At 41.1% G+C, this 20175-nt stretch carries 20 protein-coding genes; 3 read left to right on the forward strand and 17 right to left on the reverse strand.

The genetic code is table 11. The features are described 5' to 3' along the window. Nucleotides 1-15 precede the first annotated feature (15 nt). Nucleotides 16-1581, reverse strand: a complete 1566-nt coding sequence (locus V7137_RS20040) for a glycosyl hydrolase family 28-related protein (protein WP_335699709.1) — start codon at nt 1579-1581, stop codon at nt 16-18. Nucleotides 1582-1703: 122 nt separating this feature from the next. Between V7137_RS20040 and V7137_RS20045 the strand changes: the two genes are divergently transcribed. The 3 genes from V7137_RS20045 (at nt 1704) to V7137_RS20055 (ending at nt 3582) form a co-directional block, all read left to right on the forward strand. After that, the gene (locus tag V7137_RS20045) at nt 1704-2363 is read left to right on the forward strand and encodes a glycosyltransferase (protein ID WP_335699710.1); all 660 of its coding nucleotides are present in this window, start codon (nt 1704-1706) and stop codon (nt 2361-2363) included. Between the two features lie 189 nt (nt 2364-2552). Next, complete coding sequence (locus tag V7137_RS20050) at nt 2553-2867, forward strand: DUF3892 domain-containing protein (RefSeq protein ID WP_335699711.1); 315 nt, start codon at nt 2553-2555, stop codon at nt 2865-2867. A gap of 139 nt (nt 2868-3006) precedes the next feature. Next, nucleotides 3007-3582, forward strand: a complete 576-nt coding sequence (locus V7137_RS20055) for a GNAT family N-acetyltransferase (RefSeq protein ID WP_335699712.1) — start codon at nt 3007-3009, stop codon at nt 3580-3582. 42 nt (nt 3583-3624) lie between these two features. Here the strand turns inward: V7137_RS20055 and leuD are convergent, their stop codons facing one another. From leuD to V7137_RS20130, 16 genes are all read right to left on the reverse strand, one after another. Then, on the reverse strand, nt 3625-4206 hold the full coding sequence (gene leuD / locus V7137_RS20060) for a 3-isopropylmalate dehydratase small subunit (protein WP_335699713.1): 582 nt from the start codon (nt 4204-4206) through the stop codon (nt 3625-3627). A 3-nt stretch (nt 4207-4209) separates the two neighbouring features. Further along, nucleotides 4210-5631 carry a 3-isopropylmalate dehydratase large subunit gene (gene leuC / locus V7137_RS20065; protein WP_335699714.1) on the reverse strand — a complete coding sequence of 474 codons (1422 nt, stop codon included), beginning with the start codon at nt 5629-5631 and terminating at the stop codon, nt 4210-4212. Between the two features lie 89 nt (nt 5632-5720). After that, on the reverse strand, nt 5721-6827 hold the full coding sequence (gene leuB, locus V7137_RS20070; RefSeq protein ID WP_335699715.1) for a 3-isopropylmalate dehydrogenase: 1107 nt from the start codon (nt 6825-6827) through the stop codon (nt 5721-5723). Nucleotides 6828-6862: 35 nt separating this feature from the next. Further along, on the reverse strand, nt 6863-8404 hold the full coding sequence (locus tag V7137_RS20075) for a 2-isopropylmalate synthase (protein ID WP_335699716.1): 1542 nt from the start codon (nt 8402-8404) through the stop codon (nt 6863-6865). Continuing rightward, a complete protein-coding gene (ilvC, locus tag V7137_RS20080; protein ID WP_335699717.1) occupies nt 8391-9425 on the reverse strand; it encodes a ketol-acid reductoisomerase in 1035 nt (344 codons plus the stop codon). The genes V7137_RS20075 and ilvC overlap by 14 nt, the downstream gene beginning before the upstream one ends. A 27-nt stretch (nt 9426-9452) precedes the next feature. Next, nucleotides 9453-9974 carry an acetolactate synthase small subunit gene (ilvN, locus tag V7137_RS20085; RefSeq protein ID WP_335699718.1) on the reverse strand — a complete coding sequence of 174 codons (522 nt, stop codon included), beginning with the start codon at nt 9972-9974 and terminating at the stop codon, nt 9453-9455. Continuing rightward, the gene (ilvB, locus tag V7137_RS20090) at nt 9971-11698 is read right to left on the reverse strand and encodes a biosynthetic-type acetolactate synthase large subunit (protein ID WP_335699719.1); all 1728 of its coding nucleotides are present in this window, start codon (nt 11696-11698) and stop codon (nt 9971-9973) included. The genes ilvN and ilvB overlap by 4 nt, the downstream gene beginning before the upstream one ends. Before the next feature lie 688 nt (nt 11699-12386). Next, on the reverse strand, nt 12387-14057 hold the full coding sequence (gene ilvD / locus V7137_RS20095; protein ID WP_335699720.1) for a dihydroxy-acid dehydratase: 1671 nt from the start codon (nt 14055-14057) through the stop codon (nt 12387-12389). Nucleotides 14058-14069: 12 nt separating this feature from the next. Further along, the gene (ilvE, locus tag V7137_RS20100) at nt 14070-14978 is read right to left on the reverse strand and encodes a branched-chain-amino-acid transaminase (RefSeq protein WP_335699721.1); all 909 of its coding nucleotides are present in this window, start codon (nt 14976-14978) and stop codon (nt 14070-14072) included. 411 nt (nt 14979-15389) lie between these two features. Further along, nucleotides 15390-16121: an exonuclease domain-containing protein gene (locus tag V7137_RS20105; RefSeq protein WP_335699722.1), complete on the reverse strand. Its 732-nt coding sequence runs from the start codon at nt 16119-16121 to the stop codon at nt 15390-15392. Between the two features lies 1 nt (nt 16122). Next, a complete protein-coding gene (locus tag V7137_RS20110; RefSeq protein ID WP_335699723.1) occupies nt 16123-17079 on the reverse strand; it encodes a DUF294 nucleotidyltransferase-like domain-containing protein in 957 nt (318 codons plus the stop codon). Between the two features lie 73 nt (nt 17080-17152). After that, entirely contained in the window at nt 17153-18412 is a 1260-nt protein-coding gene (locus V7137_RS20115) for an ammonium transporter (RefSeq protein WP_335699724.1), read from the reverse strand. A gap of 225 nt (nt 18413-18637) precedes the next feature. Then, complete coding sequence (locus V7137_RS20120; RefSeq protein ID WP_218350314.1) at nt 18638-18964, reverse strand: MerR family transcriptional regulator; 327 nt, start codon at nt 18962-18964, stop codon at nt 18638-18640. A gap of 142 nt (nt 18965-19106) precedes the next feature. Beyond that, nucleotides 19107-19271 (reverse strand): Fur-regulated basic protein FbpA, encoded by a 165-nt coding sequence (fbpA, locus tag V7137_RS30740; RefSeq protein ID WP_420490155.1) that lies wholly within the window; start codon nt 19269-19271, stop codon nt 19107-19109. Between the two features lie 26 nt (nt 19272-19297). Then, nucleotides 19298-19435: a hypothetical protein gene (locus V7137_RS20125; RefSeq protein WP_166256179.1), complete on the reverse strand. Its 138-nt coding sequence runs from the start codon at nt 19433-19435 to the stop codon at nt 19298-19300. 187 nt (nt 19436-19622) lie between these two features. Then, nucleotides 19623-20003, reverse strand: a complete 381-nt coding sequence (locus V7137_RS20130; protein ID WP_335699725.1) for a hypothetical protein — start codon at nt 20001-20003, stop codon at nt 19623-19625. Between the last annotated feature and the right edge of the window lie 172 nt (nt 20004-20175).

The raw sequence follows: 20175 nt of genomic DNA on the forward strand, positions 1-20175 counted from the left end.
TATTCGGGTTACAGTTCAGTTGTGTACGCTTTTTTTATTTTCAATTGTAACATTGTTGACACCTGAGCCGACTTCAATCGCTTTTGGAGCAGAATTTACACTCTTCACATCATAGATTTGAATGGATTCGGCCCGATTTTTACCACCGAAGACTTTAATATCGCTCCCAGCTTTTTTAAAATCTTTGAACGTCATATGATTTAACAGGACGTTTCTGGCCCGATACTGAACGGCAACGACTGGATGTCCATTGTAGTTATAACCAGGATCTCCAATCAACGTAAAATGGTTAATCACAACATTTTTATAAGCGGAGATCACCATTCCGCGCGGCGTAGAACCTGTATATAACTCTGTATAAATCGGAGCAATTGAAAGAAGATTCGTCGCCATAATATTGTGGGCAGTTTTTGATTCAGACTCTGTACTTTTGTGATGTCCAATATGCCTGAAATTAAACGAGCGGTTGTCGTTGACAGAAATATGTCCAATTATTTGTACATTTGAAGCGGCTGAAGAATTTTCATGTGCTTTAATCTCCACCCCACCAAAGCATCTTGCTGAAGAATTATTAACAAGCACCACATTTCTCGAACCATCATCAACTTCAATTCCGTTCGAATTAGAAAAACCCTTTTGATGGGCTCGTCCACTCGGATCACACATATGGCAGCGAGTGATGAAGATACAATTACTGTGATGGGTGGTGATCCCATCATCGCCAAAACCATAACCTGTTAAGTTATCAAGCCAGACATATTTGCTGCCGCCGCGGGCACGGAAGCCGTCACCAGCATAGTTATACAAAGTTGATGAAATGTCAAAGCAGTGCAGTCCTGGATTTATCGCTTCGACATCCATAACCCAGCCATATGTCACGTTTGCATAGGTTAAACAGCTTGAATGATTCCCCCAGGTACTTGTTTTCGCCACGTTGCCAAGCCTTTCTATATTCCAGTCCAAACTTAAGCCACTGACAAAAAGATGGTGGTTTCCTTGCCAATGATTCGTGTTAGTAATGAGACGGGTACCTTTTCTGGAAGAATCATGAAGTTTAATGGTCGTCAAACCTTTTCCTGCCCCAACAAGCATTGTCCAGGAGGGCAGTTGGATTCCCTTTGTGATATATACTCCAGCAGGAATAATTACTTTCACATTGCCATTGCCAATCGCATTTTTAAAGGCATTAGTGTTGTCCGTCTTTCCATCGCCAATTGCCCCAAAATCTTCAACATTGACCTCTTTCACGACATTTTTATGTAAGTTCAAATATTCTTCGTCCAGCATTCTCTTCCAATCTGGAAGTACATTTCCTTCTGGATCTATATTAATCTTTACTAGATCATCAGCATTGGCAGTGGTCGATAAGAGGCGAAAAATAGCTGCTGTCATTTTTTGACCCAATGAACCTGTTAGTCGACGAATTTCCTTTGGCCGAAGAGCGTTATCATTTTTTCGTAATCGATTGAAAAGATGTTCGGTTTCTTGTAATTCCTTTGTGAGGTCAAGTTGATGTTCAGTAAATTGGGCAAGGATTGCCGCGTTCTTTCTTGGATCATGGTTTTTCTCTAAATAAAGCAATCATTTCTCACTCCAAAATTCATTCTTATTAAAAGTATTATGACATTTTTCGATGATAAATAATATTTACCATTTTATGAGAAAATTTTCCTGAGTTTACTTTAATAAAAGGAGAACTTAATTTGAAAAAAATAACGAAGAAATTTACCGTTTTGCTATTGTCTATGGCTTTAATTTTACCTGCCTTTAGCGTGAAGGCAGCACCACCAGCACCACCAGCACCAACGACCCAGAAACAGGCCATGACCGAGTCTGCCTGCCAGTTTAAGTTTAACTTCAGAAGGCTTTGGATTGAGCATGCGATTTGGACGAGTCGTTATATTGTTAGCGTGGAAGCGAATCTTCCGGACAAACAAATGATTCTAACTAGGATTATGAAAAACCAAGATGAAATTGGAAATGTAATTAAACCTTTTTACGGTGAGGCTGCAGGTACTAAGCTAGCCCAATTGTTACGAGAGCACATCCTGCTCGCCGGAAAGGTACTTGAAGCTGCCAAATCCAATAACCAAGCTGATTTGAAAAAATATAATACTGCATGGTACAAAAATGCGGATGATATTGCAGCATTTCTCAGCAGTGCAAATCCAAATTGGAATAACAATGCATTGAAACAGCTGTTACATGCGCACTTAAAAATGGTTACAGATAGTGTGCTTGCAAGACTTAAAAAGGATTGGAACGGAGACATTCGTGCTTTTGATGAAGGGGAAATCCACCTAATTAAAATTGCTGACGTCTTATCGGATGGAATCGTCAAACAATTCCCACAAAAATTTTAATTAGTGCGCTTAGGCTTAACTAAGGAAAGTTTTTTCGGAACTAAATAAATGGTGAAAAAGGGCCAAGCAATTTGGTCCTTTTCCAATGACAGGGGTTATTCTTGCGATTGATAAGTTCTAAATCTTTTGTGGACTGAGGATAATATTTTTTAAAAGAAAAATACTAACAAATGTTCGGAGGTGGAAGAGATGGAACAAAAAGATTATGAAAAAATTTATGAAGAGTACAAACAGGAAAGTCAACTGCAAGCCCAGGTGGAGGCAGGTCAAAGTAACCCTGATGGCAAAGAGGAGTTCGTTGCTGTAAGGAAAAACGATGATGGAGATATTATCGCATTTAAGACGAGTATGGGTCGCGAGCTGGATTATATAACAGCTTTGAATGAGGCGAAAGAGGGTAAGCTAGCTCACGTTGATGTCTTCCACAAATATGGTCGTGACATTATCCGCAGTGAACCAGATGGTATCAAAGAAAATAATCTAGATCAATTGCCTGAATTTTAATGAAAAAACTGAGGGGCATAAAATGCCTCTCAGTCTTTTTACATAATTTATGTGATGAATCTGTGGTCCATCATATATTAAGTACCATCCCATCAGTGAAAATTTGCATATTCAAGTAAACTTCATAAGGAGTGTGTCCATGCATTGGTATGAAAAGTTGAATCAGTATTTTCCTGTTGAAGAAATGAAATCAAGAGCACATATGGAAACCTTACTGAAAGAGCGATCAAACATCTATCATAAGGATGAGGGACGGAATCATGTTTTAATGTATGCAGAACTAGAAAAGTTTGTATTTATTGATTATTTATTTGTTTCAAAAAATGCCCGTGGTGAGGGATTAGGCCATAAACTATTGGAAAAGTTAAAACAAAAAGGAAAGCCAATTATCCTTGAAGTGGAGCCAGTGAATTATGAGGATAGCGATACTGAAAAACGTCTCCATTTTTATAAAAGAGAAAAATTCGAGCACGCCGTGTCCATTGGATATGAGAGGAAATCATTGGCGACAAATGAGGTAACTAGGATGGAAATTCTCTATTGGGCACCAAATAATGAATCCGAAGAAATGATTTTTGAAGCAATTAAACAAACATATGATATAATTCACACCTATAAAGATCACCACTTTTATGGTAAATCCTACGAGCCGGTGGATGAGGCTTTAACCTTTAACGAAGAATCTGAGAATAAAAATATATTAAACGAGTTGTAATATCCATGCTTTCTCTAAATAAATAATAAAAAANNTTTTTTATTATTTATTTAGTTCGTATTGTGAAATTTTATCCTCATATGTCAAGGTAACACCAATTTCATCCCAGCCATTTAGCAGCATGACTTTAGGGTAGGGGGCAATTTCGAAAGCAACCTTGAATCCTTCGTTATCATATACCACTTGGTTTTCAAGGTCGACCGTTAATTGGTATTCTTCGGATTCTGCTTTTCGAATAATTGACTGAACTTGTTCGTTACTAGCCTGAATCGGAAGTATCCCATTTTTCACACAATTGTTTTTAAAAATGTCAGCAAAACTTGGGGCGATGACAATTTTAAAGCCAAAATCTTGAACCGCCCATGGAGCATGCTCACGAGAAGAGCCGCAGCCAAAGTTTTCACCGGCAACCAAAATGGATGCGCCTTTATATTTTGGATTATTTAATGAAAAATCAGGACGAAGATTTCCTTCATCATCAAAACGCCAATGATAAAAAAGGAATTGGCCGAAACCACTGCGTTCAATCCGCTTTAGAAACTGCTTAGGGATAATTTGATCCGTATCAACGTTTGAACGGTTTAATGGAAAAACTAGTCCTTGATGAATCTTTAATGGTTCCATATACTATCTAACCTCCTGTGCAGCAGAGAATTGACGGACATCAACGAAGTGACCTGCAATAGCGGCAGCGGCAGCCATTTCTGGACTGACAAGATGGGTTCTCGCCCCGTTCCCTTGGCGCCCTTCAAAATTTCGGTTAGATGTGGAGGCGCAGCGTTCTCCAGGTGGAACAATGTCATCGTTCATCGCCAAGCACATACTACACCCAGCTTCACGCCATTCAAATCCCGCATCCGTAAAGACCTTATCAAGGCCTTCTTTTTCGGCCGCAAGTTTGACACTAAACGAACCAGGAACAACGATGGCAGTAACAGAAGGGCTAACCTTCTTGCCCTGGATTACCTCAGCTGCACTTCGTAAGTCGCTTAAGCGTGAATTTGTGCAAGAACCGATGAAAACATGGTCAATTTTCACACTTGAGATCGGCTGACCTGCTTCGAGGCCCATGTATTCAAGCGCACGCCCAATCTCGTCTTTTTCACTAGGCTTATCGGTCTCGTCTGGATTTGGAACATTAGCCGTAATTGGAATACACATCCCTGGATTTGTTCCCCAGGTTACTTGTGGTTCAACTTCAGCAGCTTCAATTGCAACTACCGAGTCATAGGCTGCCCCCTCATCAGAAGCTAGGGCCTTCCACTCTGCAACGGCTTGCTCAAATGCTTCTCCTTGAGGTACATGGCGTCTGCCCCGTAAGTATTCAAAAGTAGTTTCATCTGGAGTGATGAGTCCGGCTCTAGCACCTGCTTCAATCGACATGTTACATATTGTCATACGCTCTTCCATGGAGAGGGAGCGGATGGCTTCACCTGTGTATTCCATCACATAACCAGTTCCAAATTGGACACCGAATTTACCAATGATGGCAAGGATTAAGTCTTTAGCTGTAACGCCGGTACCAAGTTTTCCATTGACCTTAACATTTAAGGTTTTAGGTGGTGCTTGCCAAAGTGTTTGGGTTGCAAGAACATGCTCGACCTCGCTTGTACCAATACCAAAAGCTAGCGCACCAAATGCTCCGTGTGTAGAGGTATGACTATCGCCGCACACAATGGTTTTTCCAGGCTGAGTAAGACCAAGTTCAGGCCCGATTACATGGACTATCCCATTATCTGGGTGATGAATATCAGCAAGTGGAACTCCGAAATCCTGACAATTTTGTTGTAAGGTATCAATTTGTTTTTTTGAAACAGGGTCATTGATTACAAGTCGTTGGCGGGTTGGAACATTATGGTCCATCGTCGCAAAGGTAAGGTCTGGGCGGCGTACTTTACGACCATTCATTCGTAAGCCCTCAAAAGCCTGAGGAGAGGTTACTTCGTGAACGAGGTGTAGATCAATATATAATAAATCCGGCTTACCATCTTCTTGATGTACCACATGCTTTTCCCAAATCTTTTGGATAATATTTTTTGGTGTTTGCATAGCGTCCTTCCTCACGTAAATGATTTTAAATAGTTTGGATAAATTTAGGGGTAAACCGCCCAACAAGACGGTTTACCCACCAAATTTATTTAAAAATAACAGCTGGCGATGCACTTCGAAGCATTTTGTGATTTGATATAATCCGCAATCCGTTTCGTCATTTCAGCCGTTCCAACAAGCCGTCCACCTGGAACTTGAAGGTCGCCTGTGTGGAAGCCGGCATCTAATACCGCTTGAACTGCATCTTCAATCACTTTTGCCTCGTCATTCAATTGGAAAGAGTACCTGAGCATCATTGCGGCTGATAAAATCATCGCAACAGGATTAGCCACACCTTTACCAGCGATGTCAGGGGCAGAGCCATGAACAGGTTCATATAGGCCCACTCCATGTTCATTTAAGCTAGCAGAAGGGAGCATACCAAGTGATCCAGTAATAACAGAGGCTTCATCGCTTAAGATGTCGCCGAATAGATTCTCGGTAACGATGACGTCAAACTGGCTTGGGTTCGTGATTAATTTCATAGCGGCAGCATCAACTAATACATGTTCCACAGCTACATCTGGATATTGAGCTTTTTTCTCTTCGACAATTTCACGCCATAGTTTACTAGATTCAAGGACATTTGCCTTATCAACTGAAGTAAGATGTCCGCGCCTCTGCTGAGCTGCTTGAAAGCCCTTGTCAACAATTCTTTCAATCTCTTGTCGGGAATAGACAAGCGTGTCGACAACAGAGTTTCCGTTATCACGACGTTCACTTGGTGTTCCGAAATAAAGGCCGCCAGTTAATTCACGTACGATAAGGAGGTCGCTTCCAGAAACTACTTCTTCCTTTAGAGGAGAGGCATGAAGAAGGTTTTTAAATCCTTTAATCGGCCTTAAGTTTGCATATAAATCAAGTGCCTTGCGGATTCCTAGCAAGCCTCGTTCAGGACGTAAATGGGAGGGATTGTTATCCCATTTTGGTCCGCCAACAGCACCAAGTAATACCGCATCGGCTTGTTTACAAGCTTCAACGGTTGTTTCTGGAAGGGGAGTGCCGTAAAGGTCTATGGCTGCTCCTCCGATTTCATGGGTTTCAAAGCTAAAAGTATGATTGTATTCTTCAGCAATTGCATGTAACACGTCTTTTGCTGAATTAATAACTTCCTTGCCAATGCCATCACCGGGAAGTAAGACAATACGTTTTTTCATTAGAAGCAACCTCCTCATTTATTGTTTGTACTTTATTAGATTACCGTTTCTTTTACAGCAGCATTTTGGTTTAAAAATACACGATTAACAGCGTTCAAGAATGATTTAGCCGAAGCTTCCAGTACGTCTTGTGCTGAACCACGCCCAGTTACAGGGGTACCGTTCACTGTCATTTTGACATGAACCTCAGCAAGTGCATCCCGTCCCTGCCCAATCGAACTTAATCTAAAATCAGTAAGATGGATCTCTTCTTTAATTAGTGCTTCCAAGGTGTTCATTAAAGCTTCAACACTACCAGAACCAGTACGGGCCGTCTCGACTCGAATACCTTCTGGAGTGGTTAGTGCTACCGTCGCTGTCGGCAAGTTGGCTGAGCCGTAATGGACTTGGAAGGCAACAAGTTCATATTTTTTGATATCAACAGCTGTTGTTTGAATATCGGTTAAGATGGCAAAAAGATCCTCATCCGTAACTTCTTTCTTGCGATCAGTTAATTGTTTAAAGGAAGTAAAAGCTTCAATCAATTTTTCATCCGAAAGTTCAAAGCCCATCTGCTCAATTTTATCTTTGAATGCATGGCGGCCGGAATGTTTGCCAAGAACTAAATCATTAGATTTCACCCCAACCAATTCAGGGGTAATAATCTCATAGGTTAATGTATTTTTTAATACTCCATCCTGATGGATACCTGATTCATGGGCAAAAGCATTCTTTCCAACCACGGCTTTATTTGGCGGAACCATCATGCCTGTAAAGCGGCTGACAAGATCACTCGTGCGTTTAATTTCTTTTAAGACTAGATTCGTTGTATAAGGATACTTATCATTACGAATGTTTAAGGCGACGGCAATTTCCTCTAAAGAGGCATTTCCTGCACGTTCTCCAATTCCATTAATCGTACCCTCGACTTGGGTAACTCCGTTTTCGATGGCAGCAAGCGAATTCGCAACTGCCATACCCAAGTCATCATGACAATGACAAGATAGTGCTGCCTTATGAATATTAGGAACGTTTTCTCGGATGTACCGGAACATGCGTCCATATTCTTCAGGTGTGGTGTAGCCAACTGTGTCAGGAAGATTAATGACAGTCGCACCGGCATCGATGACCTTCGTAATAATTTGAACAAGGAAATCAAGGTCAGAGCGAGACGCATCTTCAGCGGACCACTCGATATGCGGGAAGTTCCGTTTAGCATAAGAAACCATGTCTACCGCTATTTGTGTAACTTCCTCAGGTGTTTTCATCAGTTTATATTGCATATGGATAGGGGAGGTGGCAAGGAATACATGCAACCTTGGTTCTGCTGCATCTTTTAACGCATCCCACGCAATGTCAATGTCCGATTTTGTCGCTCTTGCCAGGCCTGTGACCGAGACATTTTTAATATTCCGGGCGATTGCTCTTACAGCTTCAAAATCGCCTTGGGAGGAAGCCGGGAAGCCGGCCTCCATAATGTCAACCCCAAACCGTTCAAGTTGTCTTGCGATTTCTAATTTTTCAAGCTGGTTTAAATTAACACCAGGGGACTGTTCGCCATCGCGTAATGTCGTATCGAAGATGTTAACGTGAACCATTTACCACCACTTCCTTCTTTGCATTTACTGGTTTGTTTTTAATAAACGGCATTAATGCACGAAGCTCACGGCCAACTTGTTCAATTTGGTGATTGTTTTCAGCACGATTAATCGCATTGAATTGTGGGCGGTTTGCTTGGTTTTCAAGGATCCAGCCTTTTGCAAACGCTCCAGTTTGGATATCTGTTAATACATCCTTCATACGTGCTTTCGTATCTGCATTCACGACACGTGGTCCTGAAACGAAATCTCCCCATTGAGCAGTATCGGAGATTGAATAGCGCATGTTTTCAAAGCCACCTTCATATAGAAGGTCAACGATTAATTTTAATTCATGTAAACACTCAAAGTAGGCAACTTCTGGCTGATAACCAGCTTCTACAAGAGTTTCGAAACCAGCTTTGATAAGGGCTGTAGTTCCGCCGCAAAGGACAGCTTGCTCTCCGAAAAGATCTGTTTCCGTTTCTTCTTGGAAACTTGTTTCAAGAACTCCTGCACGAGCTGCACCAATTCCTTTAGCATAGGCAAGTGCAAGGTCACGCGCTTGACCAGTCGCATCTTGATATACCGCATATAGGGCAGGAACTCCAGCACCTTCAGTATACGTACGACGAACTAAATGTCCTGGTCCTTTTGGTGCAACAAGGAATACATCCACATCAGCAGGAGGAACGATTTGGGTGAAATGAACATTGAATCCGTGAGCAAAAACTAGTGAATTACCAGCTTCAAGATTCGGTTTAATGCTTTCTTCATATACTTTTGGCTGCATTTCATCTGGAAGAAGTACCATAACCACATCTGCAGCAGCTGTTGCTTCAGCAACTGTACGAACATCTACGCCATCTTCAACTGCTTTATCCCATGATTTTCCTCCGCGTAGTCCAACAACTACATCAAAGCCGCTTTCTTTTAAATTAAGGGCATGTGCATGACCTTGAGAACCATAGCCAATTACTGCGATTTTCTTTCCTTGTAAAACCTCTTCTTGAATATCTCCGTTATAAAGTACTTTTGCCATTATCGATCATCCTTTCAAGGTATATTATTATTTTGATAGAGTGTAATGAGTTAGTTCGTTTACTTGCGGCTGATGCCCGCGTAAAAGGGCGGTCAACCCTGTTCTGGCAATCTCTTTAATTCCATAAGGGCGAAGCAATTCTAGTAATGCGTCAATTTTTTCAGGTTTACCAGTGATTTGAACGGCTAAACTATCTTTGCTTACATCGATAACGATGGCACGAAATGGGTCAATGATCCCGTTAATCTCACTGCGGAGCTGGCTGCTGCTAGCTACCTTAATCAAGGCCAATTCTCGGACAACGATAGCTTTATCAGTAATATCAGAGACTTTTAAAACATCAATCTGTTTATTGAGTTGCTTTGTCACTTGTTCGAGACGCTGTTCATCTTCAATCTCGACAACAAGGGTCATTTTCGAAACACCTTCTGTTTCTGTCGGTCCAACGGAAATACTTTCAATATTGAATTGACGCCTTTGTAAAAGTCCTGTTACGCGGTTGAGAACACCGCTTCGATCCTGAACTGTTGCCGTTATAATGCGTTTCATGGTTTCACCCCTATCATTTCATGGATTCCTTTGCCAGGGGCAATCATCGGAAAGACTTTTTCCTGTTGAAGGACACGAGCATCAACAAGAACGGGACCATTATGGGCGAATACTTCAGGAAGAACTGTGATGAGTTCCTCTTGAGTGTTTACCCGATATCCACGAATGGAATAGCTTTCGGCAAGCTTAACAAAATCTGGCTGAGTGTGAAGAATCGATTCGGATATACGGTTACCATGTAATAATTCTTGCCATTGGCGAACCATTCCAAGTGCACCATTGTTGACAATAATGATTTTTACAGGAAGGTTTCGTTCATAAATAATCGATAATTCCTGAAGTGTCATTTGAAAACCGCCATCTCCAACAATTGCAACGACTGTACTATCCGGCTCAGCAATTTGTGCACCAATCGCAGCAGGGAAGCCAAAGCCCATGGTTCCCAGCCCGCCAGAGGTAATCCAGCGGTGCGGCTGCTTAAAGGTGTAATATTGTGCTGCCCACATTTGATGCTGCCCTACATCGGTTGCGACGATGGCGTCACCGTTTGTTACTTTATGGACTGCTTCAATAACCCATTGCGGACACATTCCGTTTGGATCATGTTTATACCAAAGCGGATATTCCTGTTTGTTTTGGCTCAGTTTTTCCAGCCATTCAGCAGATTTTGGCGATTCATTTGCTTGATCAAGCAGTTCACTAAGTGCCTCTTTCGTATCAGAAACGATAGGGATATGTGTTGGAACGTTTTTACCAATTTCGGCTGGATCGATATCAATATGGGCAACCTTCGCAAAAGGTGCGAAGTGTTTGAGATTACCTGTTAATCTGTCATCGAATCGGGCCCCAAAGTTGATAAGCAGATCACATTCGTAAATGGCCATGTTTGCTGCATATGTTCCGTGCATTCCACCCATTCCTAACGAAAGGGGATGATCAGCCGGAAAAGTACCAAGTCCAAGTAAAGTTGTAACTACCGGGATCTGGTGTTTTTCTGCCAAAGCAGTTAGTTCGGTTGATGCTTTTCCATGGAGAACACCGGCGCCTGACAGGATAACTGGCTTAATCGCCTTTGAAATCGAATCGGCAAGTTTTTTAATTTGTAATGGATTTGGCTTTGTAGTTGGCTGGTATCCAGGTAAATCAATGCTCGCTTCATCAGGCTCTTCAGTTAATAATCCAGCGGAAATATCTTTAGGGACATCCACTAAGACTGGCCCTGGTCGCCCGGTAGAAGCGATATGAAAAGCTTCCTTGACGATGCGTGGTAAATCCTCGATAGATTGAACCTGAAAGTTATGTTTGGTGATTGGTGTTGTAATCGCCATAACATCCGCTTCTTGGAAGGCGTCAGTTCCAATGACACTTCGTGCAACCTGACCTGTAAATATAACAAGCGGCAGGGAATCCATCATCGCATCAGTTATTCCTGTCACAAGGTTGGTCGCCCCAGGTCCTGATGTGGCAAGAACGACTCCAGGTTTCCCTGTAACTCGGGCATAGCCTTCAGCAGCATGGATCATTCCTTGTTCATGTCGGAAGAGAACATGCTTGATTGTACCCTGGGCGCGGTAAATGGCATCATAGATTGGAAGGACGGCACCCCCGGGATATCCAAACAGTGTTTCTACACCTTCTTTTTTCAGTAAGTCGATGAGAAGGTCTGCACCGGTTCTTGGCTCGGTACTAGTTTGGATCTCAAGCTTTTTTGTTTCTACTTTCACGTCGTAATCCCTCCTTATGAGTAGTTGAATAGAAAAAATTTCAGGGTTTTGTAGAAATCCTATTAATCATTGCAGAGAATCCCAAAAACCATTTAAAACATAGTAAAAAAGGCCCTATTCTCCCTGAATAGACTGCAGTTAAGAACTTCAAAAGCAGAATAATCGGGGAGAAAAGACCTTTCATTTTCTCGGTACCACCCGTTTTCACAGTATCCTTACGAATACTGCCTTATGAAGCGAGATCTATAAAAAAGAAACGCTTCTTTTGGTAACAGGTGTTCAAGATTGGACACCTGATTAAGCCTACTTAGGTCATGACTGTTCGGCTTAACACTCAGGGATGATGTCAGAATAAGTTGTATTACTGGGCTTCCAGCAACCCCAGCTCTCTGAAAATACGAATACTTATTCCTTTATTCCCGTCATCGATTTATGGATATTTTTTTGTCAAATGATCATCATTTATCGCTTTAGCACCTTGGCTTCCTTAGGAAGGGGAAGGGTACTATGAGCTCCCTGTGTTCTATACTTTGAATGCTGTCTAGCTCCAGCGCCCAGAGACTAGTGTACTTCGCTCTCCGCCCTACGATAAGTCAAGCACGAATGCGCTAACGCTCTTCGTGTTTCCTTTATCTCAGTTGGAGAGCTCCAGTCCATACGTCTCTAAACGGGCGCTTCCGCTTTTCTATTATATTTTCATAATGCCGCCAGTATTGGCAGATGTAACGAGTGCTGCATATCTTGCAAGATAACCAGTTTTGATTTTTGGTTCTGGTTTCACCCATGCCTTCTGTCGTTCTGCTAAAACTTCATCATCAACTAGAAGTTCGATGGAGCGTGCTTCCAGGTCGATTAAAATTTTGTCACCATTTTCCACAAGAGCGATTGGTCCGCCTTCTGCTGCTTCTGGTGAAATATGACCGATGGAAATTCCGCGGCTTGCTCCTGAGAAGCGTCCATCCGTAATCAGGGCAACTTCTTTACCTAATCCACGACCCATGATCGCGGAAGTAGGTGCAAGCATTTCAGGCATTCCAGGTCCGCCTTTTGGACCTTCATAGCGGATAACGACCACGTGTCCCGCTTGAACAGTACCATTATTAATATTTTCTTGTGCCTCATCCTGGGATTCAAAAACGATTGCTTCACCTAAGAATGTTTTAATTGAAGGATCAACAGCACCAACCTTGATTACACTGCCATCTGGAGCGATGTTTCCATATAGGATGGATAGTCCACCAACTGGGCTATATGGATTGTCTTTGGTCCGGATGACGGTTTCGTTCGTGATTGTTGCTTCCTTCACATTTTCTGCAAGAGTCTTTCCAGTAATGGTTAGGCAGTTATCGTGTAAGGCGCCTTCTACTTTATAAAGTTCATTAATAATGGCACTAACCCCGCCTGCACGATGAATGTCATCCATTGAATAATCAGATGCTGGCATAATCTTTGCAAGATAAGGGACTCTTTCGGCGATTTTGTTAATTTCGCGAAGATCGTAATCAATACCAGCTTCATGGGCGATAGCTAATGTGTGTAAAACAGTATTAGTAGAGCCGCCCATTGCCATATCTAGTGCAAATGCATTATCAATGGCTTCTCTTGTAATGATGTCACGTGGTTTAATATCATTTTTAACTAATTCAATAAGATGTCTAGCGGCTTGCCTGATTAGTTCGTGTCTTTCTTCGGAAGTAGCAACCATCGTACCGTTACCAGGAACGGTCATTCCTAAAACTTCCATCAAACAGTTCATCGAGTTTGCTGTGAACATTCCGGAACATGAACCGCAAGTAGGACAGGCATTGGTTTCAATTTCAAGCAGCTGCTCCTGGCTGATTGTGCCGTTGTGGTAAGCACCAACACCTTCAAAAACTGAAGTAAGGGAAAGATTTTTTCCTGTCGATGGTGAAACACCAGCCTCCATTGGACCACCTGATACAAAAACAGATGGTACGTTGGTTCTAGCCGCAGCCATTAACATTCCAGGGGTGATTTTGTCGCAGTTTGGAATGTAAAACACACCATCGAACCAATGAGCATTAATAACTGTTTCGGCACTGTCGGCGATCAATTCGCGGCTCGGCAGGGAATAGCGCATCCCAATATGCCCCATTGCAATACCATCATCAACACCAATCGTGTTAAACTCAAAAGGAATACCGCCAGCTTCACGAATAGCCTCTTTTACTATCTCACCGAAATGATTAAGGTGTTTGTGTCCTGGGATAATTTCTATAAACGAGTTACAAACGCCGATAAACGGCTTTTCGAGGTCGCTCGTTTTTACCCCGGTTGCAAATAATAGGCTGCGGTGGGGTGCCCGATCAATTCCCTTTTTAATCATATCGCTACGCATGTTTTTTAGCTCCTAACTAACGATTGCCTGGTTGGTACCTGTTGGGTAACAAGCCACACCGTCTGTTGTTACAATTTTCCTGAATTCTTCTAATAAATCTTTCGTAACTTCACCTGGTTTACCATCCTTAATCTTACGGCCATCGACATCAATCACTGCAATAACCTCTACGGCTGTTCCTGTTAAGAACACCTCATCCGCCACATACACATCATGTCTTGTGAACGGAGATTCTCGAACCTCATAGCCCTTGGCCCTTGCAACATCTAGGATAGCGTTCCGGGTAATTCCCTCTAAAGCTCCTAAATAAACAGGAGGGGTAAAGATGACACCATTTTTAACAATAAAGATATTGTCAGCGGAGCCTTCGGTAACATAACCTTGATCATTCAACATTAATGCTTCCTCAACCCCAGCTTGATTAGCCTCTAATTTTACTAGAATATTATTTAAGTAGTTCAGTGATTTAATCTGTGGACTTAGAACGTCTGGGCGATTTCTTCGACTCGCAACAGATGCGATTTTAATCCCGCGTTCATAATATTCTTTAGGGTACATTCTCAATTCTTCAGCAATAATAATGATACTAGGCTTCGAGCAGGATGAAGGGTCTAGGCCGAGATTCCCTTTTCCACGAGAAACAACGACACGAATATAGGCGCTCTCAAGCTGATTTTTTCTGATTGTATCGACGATTAATTGCGTCATTTCCTCCTGTGTAAATGGAATATTCAGCATAATGGATTGTGCTGATTCAAATAGTCTTTTCAGGTGAGCATCGAGCCTAAAGACGTTTCCACTATATACACGTATGCCTTCAAATACTCCATCACCATATAAAAAACCATGATCAAAAACTGAAACTACAGCATCTTCTTTCTTGACGAACTCGCCGTCAAGGAATATCCATTGACTCCCCAACCTAACCACTCCTCTTTTGTGATAGACCGCTTTAAATGACTAAATTAATTTTTAAAAAGAATTGCCATACCCCTTTCTCCAAATGATGAGGAGCTATGGCAGTTAATGAATTGATGATATTTTTTGATAATCATACAACCAATCGAAAACATGGTCAACATAAAAATCTGACAATTCAAATAAGTCAAAAAAGTTGATAGCGTTTACATTATTGCTGTAATAAGGAATACAGCGAATAAAAGTTTTTTAAAATTTTTTTATTTTTAGGTTATTTTTTTCGGATGAGGAATTGGATTGGGGGAATTGTTCAGAGGTAAGTAAGATCGATGTGTTGAAAAGTCAATTGGATTTCGTTTTGAAAATTTTTAATTTTTTACAAAAAAACACTAGTTTGAAATAGTGTTTTTAGGATCAAAGTTTTGCAAGATGTTCATATACTTCCCGTAAATTACTATATCCGTTTTTCTGAGCCCGTTGTAAATAGCTGCCCCAAATCTGCGCTGTCATCATGGCATCGCCCAGTGCATGGTGGCGATTTTTTATAGCAATCCCACATTCATGGCATAGATCTTCAAGTGGTAATGATTTCACGGATGTGTCTGATAGTCGAATTAAGAAGGATGTGTCGATGATCCGGTGTTCAAATCTTGTTTTTAAGAGGTCCCATGTCATTTTCTGCATAAAGGACTTTTCATGTTTAGAGTGGTGTGCGACAAGAATATGACTTTGTGCAAAGTTGAAAAATTGAAGCAACACATCCCTAGCATGAGGAGCATCCCGTAGTTGATCCTCATCAATCTTAGTTAGATCTGCGATTTCTTCGGTTAGAGGAAGGTCTGATTTAATAAGAGAATAAAAAGTATCATTATCTTCAATTTGTTGACCAACCATCTTCACTGCTCCAATTGATAGGACATAATCTCCCTTTTCTGGATAGAACCCTGTCGTTTCTAAATCAAATACGACCACTTCTAATTCACAAAGCGGGGTCTCTAAGTTGTTTTTTTCTTTCATTTCTTTCTGCAGCTGTCTTATGAAGGAAAGATGTTGTGGATTGACTTGCCCTTGGATTCCTGCATATATATTAGAACCAACCTTGCCGGAAATCTGCCTGAAGTATTGAGCTATATCATTTATTTTCATTTTATCCCTCCTTGTCGATAAGTTTTCCGGCGTATTGGTGCAAGGCCACTCCATTTCGAATAATTTCTTTCACCTCATTCTTTTGTTCTTTTGTCAGTTTGTCTGCCGGTAAATAGTGACCTGATTCATAATCTGTATGGCTGGCAAATTGAAGACGATAGTTTAACAGTTTTAAAAACATTGTTTTATAAAGGTCCTTGTCATGAATTTGTAGTTTGTCGAGTCTTGCGAGGGTAGAGGTTTCCAGGATATTTTCTTTCATTGCCAAAAGCCGGGCCGCATTAATGTAAGGGAATAGGGCGGTCTCTTTTAAATTTAGAGATCCGGTATGGACCCCGTGTGTCTCGACTAATATTTGACCTAACACACCAACTCCCTTTTTAAGATGAAGTGTATTTTTATATATTCTGGGAAGAATTTGTTCTTTTTGAACCGTTTGATAGGCAAATGTTTTTAGTTGTTCCATGAGCGGATCCAGACCATAAAAAGAGCGTCCGTCGATAAAAATTAATAGGTAGCGTAACGATTCCCACGATGCTTCGGCTGTCCAGTTCAATATTTGTCTCTCCCATTCGGATTGTGCTTTACACCAGAAGGGATTGCCCGACATCACACCGCCATCGCAATAAGGATACCCAGCCTGAAAGAGACCTTTTGAAACTTCCTTTCCTAATGCTAAAAAGTAAGCCTTTGCTTCATGAGTGGGATCGACATAAATGATGCCATGATCTTGATCGCTCCAAATCGACTGTTCGAAGCGGCCTGCACTACCCATTACAAAGAAAGAAAAGGGAGAGGGAGGAGGGCCATTCAGTTCAATGATTGCGTTCAGTGAGAGTTCAAAAACCTGTTTGATAATGTTGTCATGAAGTTGGTTTAATTGAAAGTGATCGTTGGATGCTTTTGTCATGTGGATTTTTTTGTATTCAGCAATTGCTGAGTAGGTATCGTGTTTCATGGATTAACACCTCCCGCTTAAAAAAATACATAAAGCGTGCAAGCCTTTAAAGGCGTTGCACACTTCATAAACTTTATAGTGCTTTTGTTTGTTCGGCCTTCAATAATTCTGGATAACCGTAGCTTCCATGTTCGCTCATATCTAAACCTATAATCTCTTCTTCCTCCGTAACGCGCAAGCCATTCATAAATTTTTTCATAATTGCTAGTAGAATGAAGGAGACAATGAAGGCGAATGCGGCACAGGTCATAACGCCCAATGCTTGAACACCAAGTTGGTGTAAACCGCCGCCGTAAAACAATCCTGGCTTTCCGACTGTTGCTAATTCTTTTGTGGCAAAGAAACCAGTTGATAGCGTTCCCCAGACACCAGCTGTACCATGTACGGATAGAGCTGCAATTGGATCATCAATTCCTCTGTTTTCAAAGAAGCGGATGCTATAGAAAACAAGAATTCCTGCGATAAAGCCGATTAAGACAGCAGCCCATGTATCTACAAAGGCACAAGAAGCTGTAATAGCGACTAAACCTGCTAAAGCACCGTTTAACATCATTGGAACATCAGCTTTACCAAGAACCATCCAAGAAACAATCATTGCAGCAATGGTTCCAGCCGCTGCAGCTAAATTAGTATTAACAGCAACAAATCCAAAGAACGCTTTGTCAACCGTTAAAGTACTACCAGCGTTAAAACCGAACCAGCCAACCCATAAAAGCAATACACTTAAAGCAGTAAAAACTTGGTTATGACCTGCAAGATTATTCGCTGAGCCATCTTTGTTGAATTTTCCGATACGTGGTTTTAATAGAATCGTAGCAGCAAGAGCTGCCATTGCACCAGTTAAGTGAACTACGGTAGATCCAGCGAAATCTTGTTTACCATGTTCTGCTAACCAGCCGCCGCCCCAAATCCAGTGTGCAATTGGAGGATAGACAATGACCGAGAAAAGTAAAGCAAATACCAGGTAAGCACCTAATTTAGCTCTTTCTGCAAAGCCGCCGAATGCAATGGTTAATGAAATACCGGCAAATGCTAATTGGAATAAAAAGAAAACGGCGCCAGACAGTGGCAATCCATCAATATCATAGCCTGAATAAAAGAAATTAGAGAAACCGATCAGTGGATTTCCTTTACCGAAAATTAATCCATATCCAACTGCCCAAAATACGATTGATCCGATTCCAAAAGTAAGGATCGTTTTACCTGCGATATGTCCTGCATTTTTCATTCTAGTTGAGCCAGTTTCCAGGAGGATAAAACCTCCAATCATTAAGATGACAAGTACAGCTGCCACCATCACCCATAGACTGTTCATTAAGAATGTTGTATCCATTTTTTCTCCCCCTTTAAAGTGATGTTAATATTCTTAACGTATTGTATGTTAGTATTCTTACATGATTCTAGAATGGTTTCTATAAGTTTGGAAGATTATCTAACATGGATTTTGAAATTTTTCTAGACAGTGTAATAAAAGCGGAGACGCCCTTAAAATAAGGGTAGAAAGGTTGAAAAAACCCATCCCTTATATAAGGAATGGGGCTGATGTCTACATGAGTCCTTACTTTTTCCGTAAACCAAATTGGGCATTTAATTGTCCTTGGATCATCTGTCTGCGAATCTCTTCTTGGTTGTGTTTCTTTTGTTCACGAAGCATTTCCTTCCTAATATCATGTGTTTGGATGCCATCTTCAATTTTATTGGCAATTTCCATCAGCAATTCAACATCTGAAAAGGAAAATTTACGGCTTCCACCAGCAGACCTTTCGGGAAAAATAAGCTTTCGTTCTTCGTAGTAACGTATTTGTCGTTCGGAAAGGCCTGTTAGGTCCCTGACAATTCCGATTGTAATTACCTTTTTATCTTTATATGAGATGTCTTTTCCCATTTTTGTCGCTCACCACACCCTATTGTTTACAATAATTAATATTTTTTTGTTTTATGACATTATATGTTATATTTTCTTACATGGGACTAGTTTTGCAAACTATTTTGCATGTTTGTAAGATTACGTTCGATGGAGAGATGTATTATGATTTTGCCGGGGAGATTATTTTATTATATAAACTTTCCAGTTCAGAGAAGGTAAGGGAGTGAAGTTCGTGATGAGAAGAGTCAGTGGCGCCTGATTCTAACAACTTTTTTATATAAAACCTCCTAAGGCGTTCAAGCCCTTTACGTAAATGAGTTGCCAACTTTCTTCACCCCTTTCAAACTGAAATTAATAATTTTGTAGTCTTCTTAAAAGTTCATTGGCCTGTGACCCCATCGTTTTCATGAGTTCTTCATAGAGCTCATCCCTTAATTTATCTAATTGAAGGATTCTTTCAGCTAGTTTAATATCATTTCTTCGATACATTTGAAATCTTCCTTTCCTTCGTGGTTTATATTGAAAAGTTAACTGAATTTTCGCTCCTTGTCAGTGGTTTTGTTAGATAAACTGACAGTATTTTTACAATCATTATATTAGGGTGGGTAAAAGAATCTGACTATGGATGTTTAGGAAGCAAAAAGAACCGGGCGCGTGCCCGGTTCTTAAATTTCTCTTAATATTCTCCATCAAATGGAGTGAATGGGATGTTGAATCTTCTTTCCACTGCACGCAGGCGCTGATTCACTCGTTGAAGTCTGCGATCGAGTTGGGCTACCTGACGTTGCAATTGGTTGATCTCTCTTTCTTGCCGCTCATTGGCTCGCTCAAGTTGATTGAGTCTCCGCTCGACTTGTAGTGGCTGTCTTGCGGGATCAAATTTTTCAGGGATATAAGGATTAATTTGCTCTGGCTGGGCATAGGGATTAAATGGTTCAAGTTGCTCATAGTAATTAACTTGTTCTGGCTGACTATAGTAATTCATTTGTTCAGGCTGAACATAGGAATTATACTCCATTGGAACTTGTGGCATTTGATAATATCCATACGGATTCATTTAGGCATCTCTCCTTATGTGGTAAATACCCTATAGATTATGTATGCAGTTTGGAGGAGTAACGGCGAATGCCTATGGATAGTTCTTGTCTTATTTGATATTTAGTCCTATATGAGAATAAAAATGAGATAGTAATAGATATATGTGAAAATTATTATTCTAAAATGCTCAA

The sequence above is a fragment of the Neobacillus drentensis genome, assembly GCF_036962765.1.
GTDB classification, from domain to species: domain Bacteria; phylum Bacillota; class Bacilli; order Bacillales; family Cytobacillaceae; genus Neobacillus; species Neobacillus drentensis_C.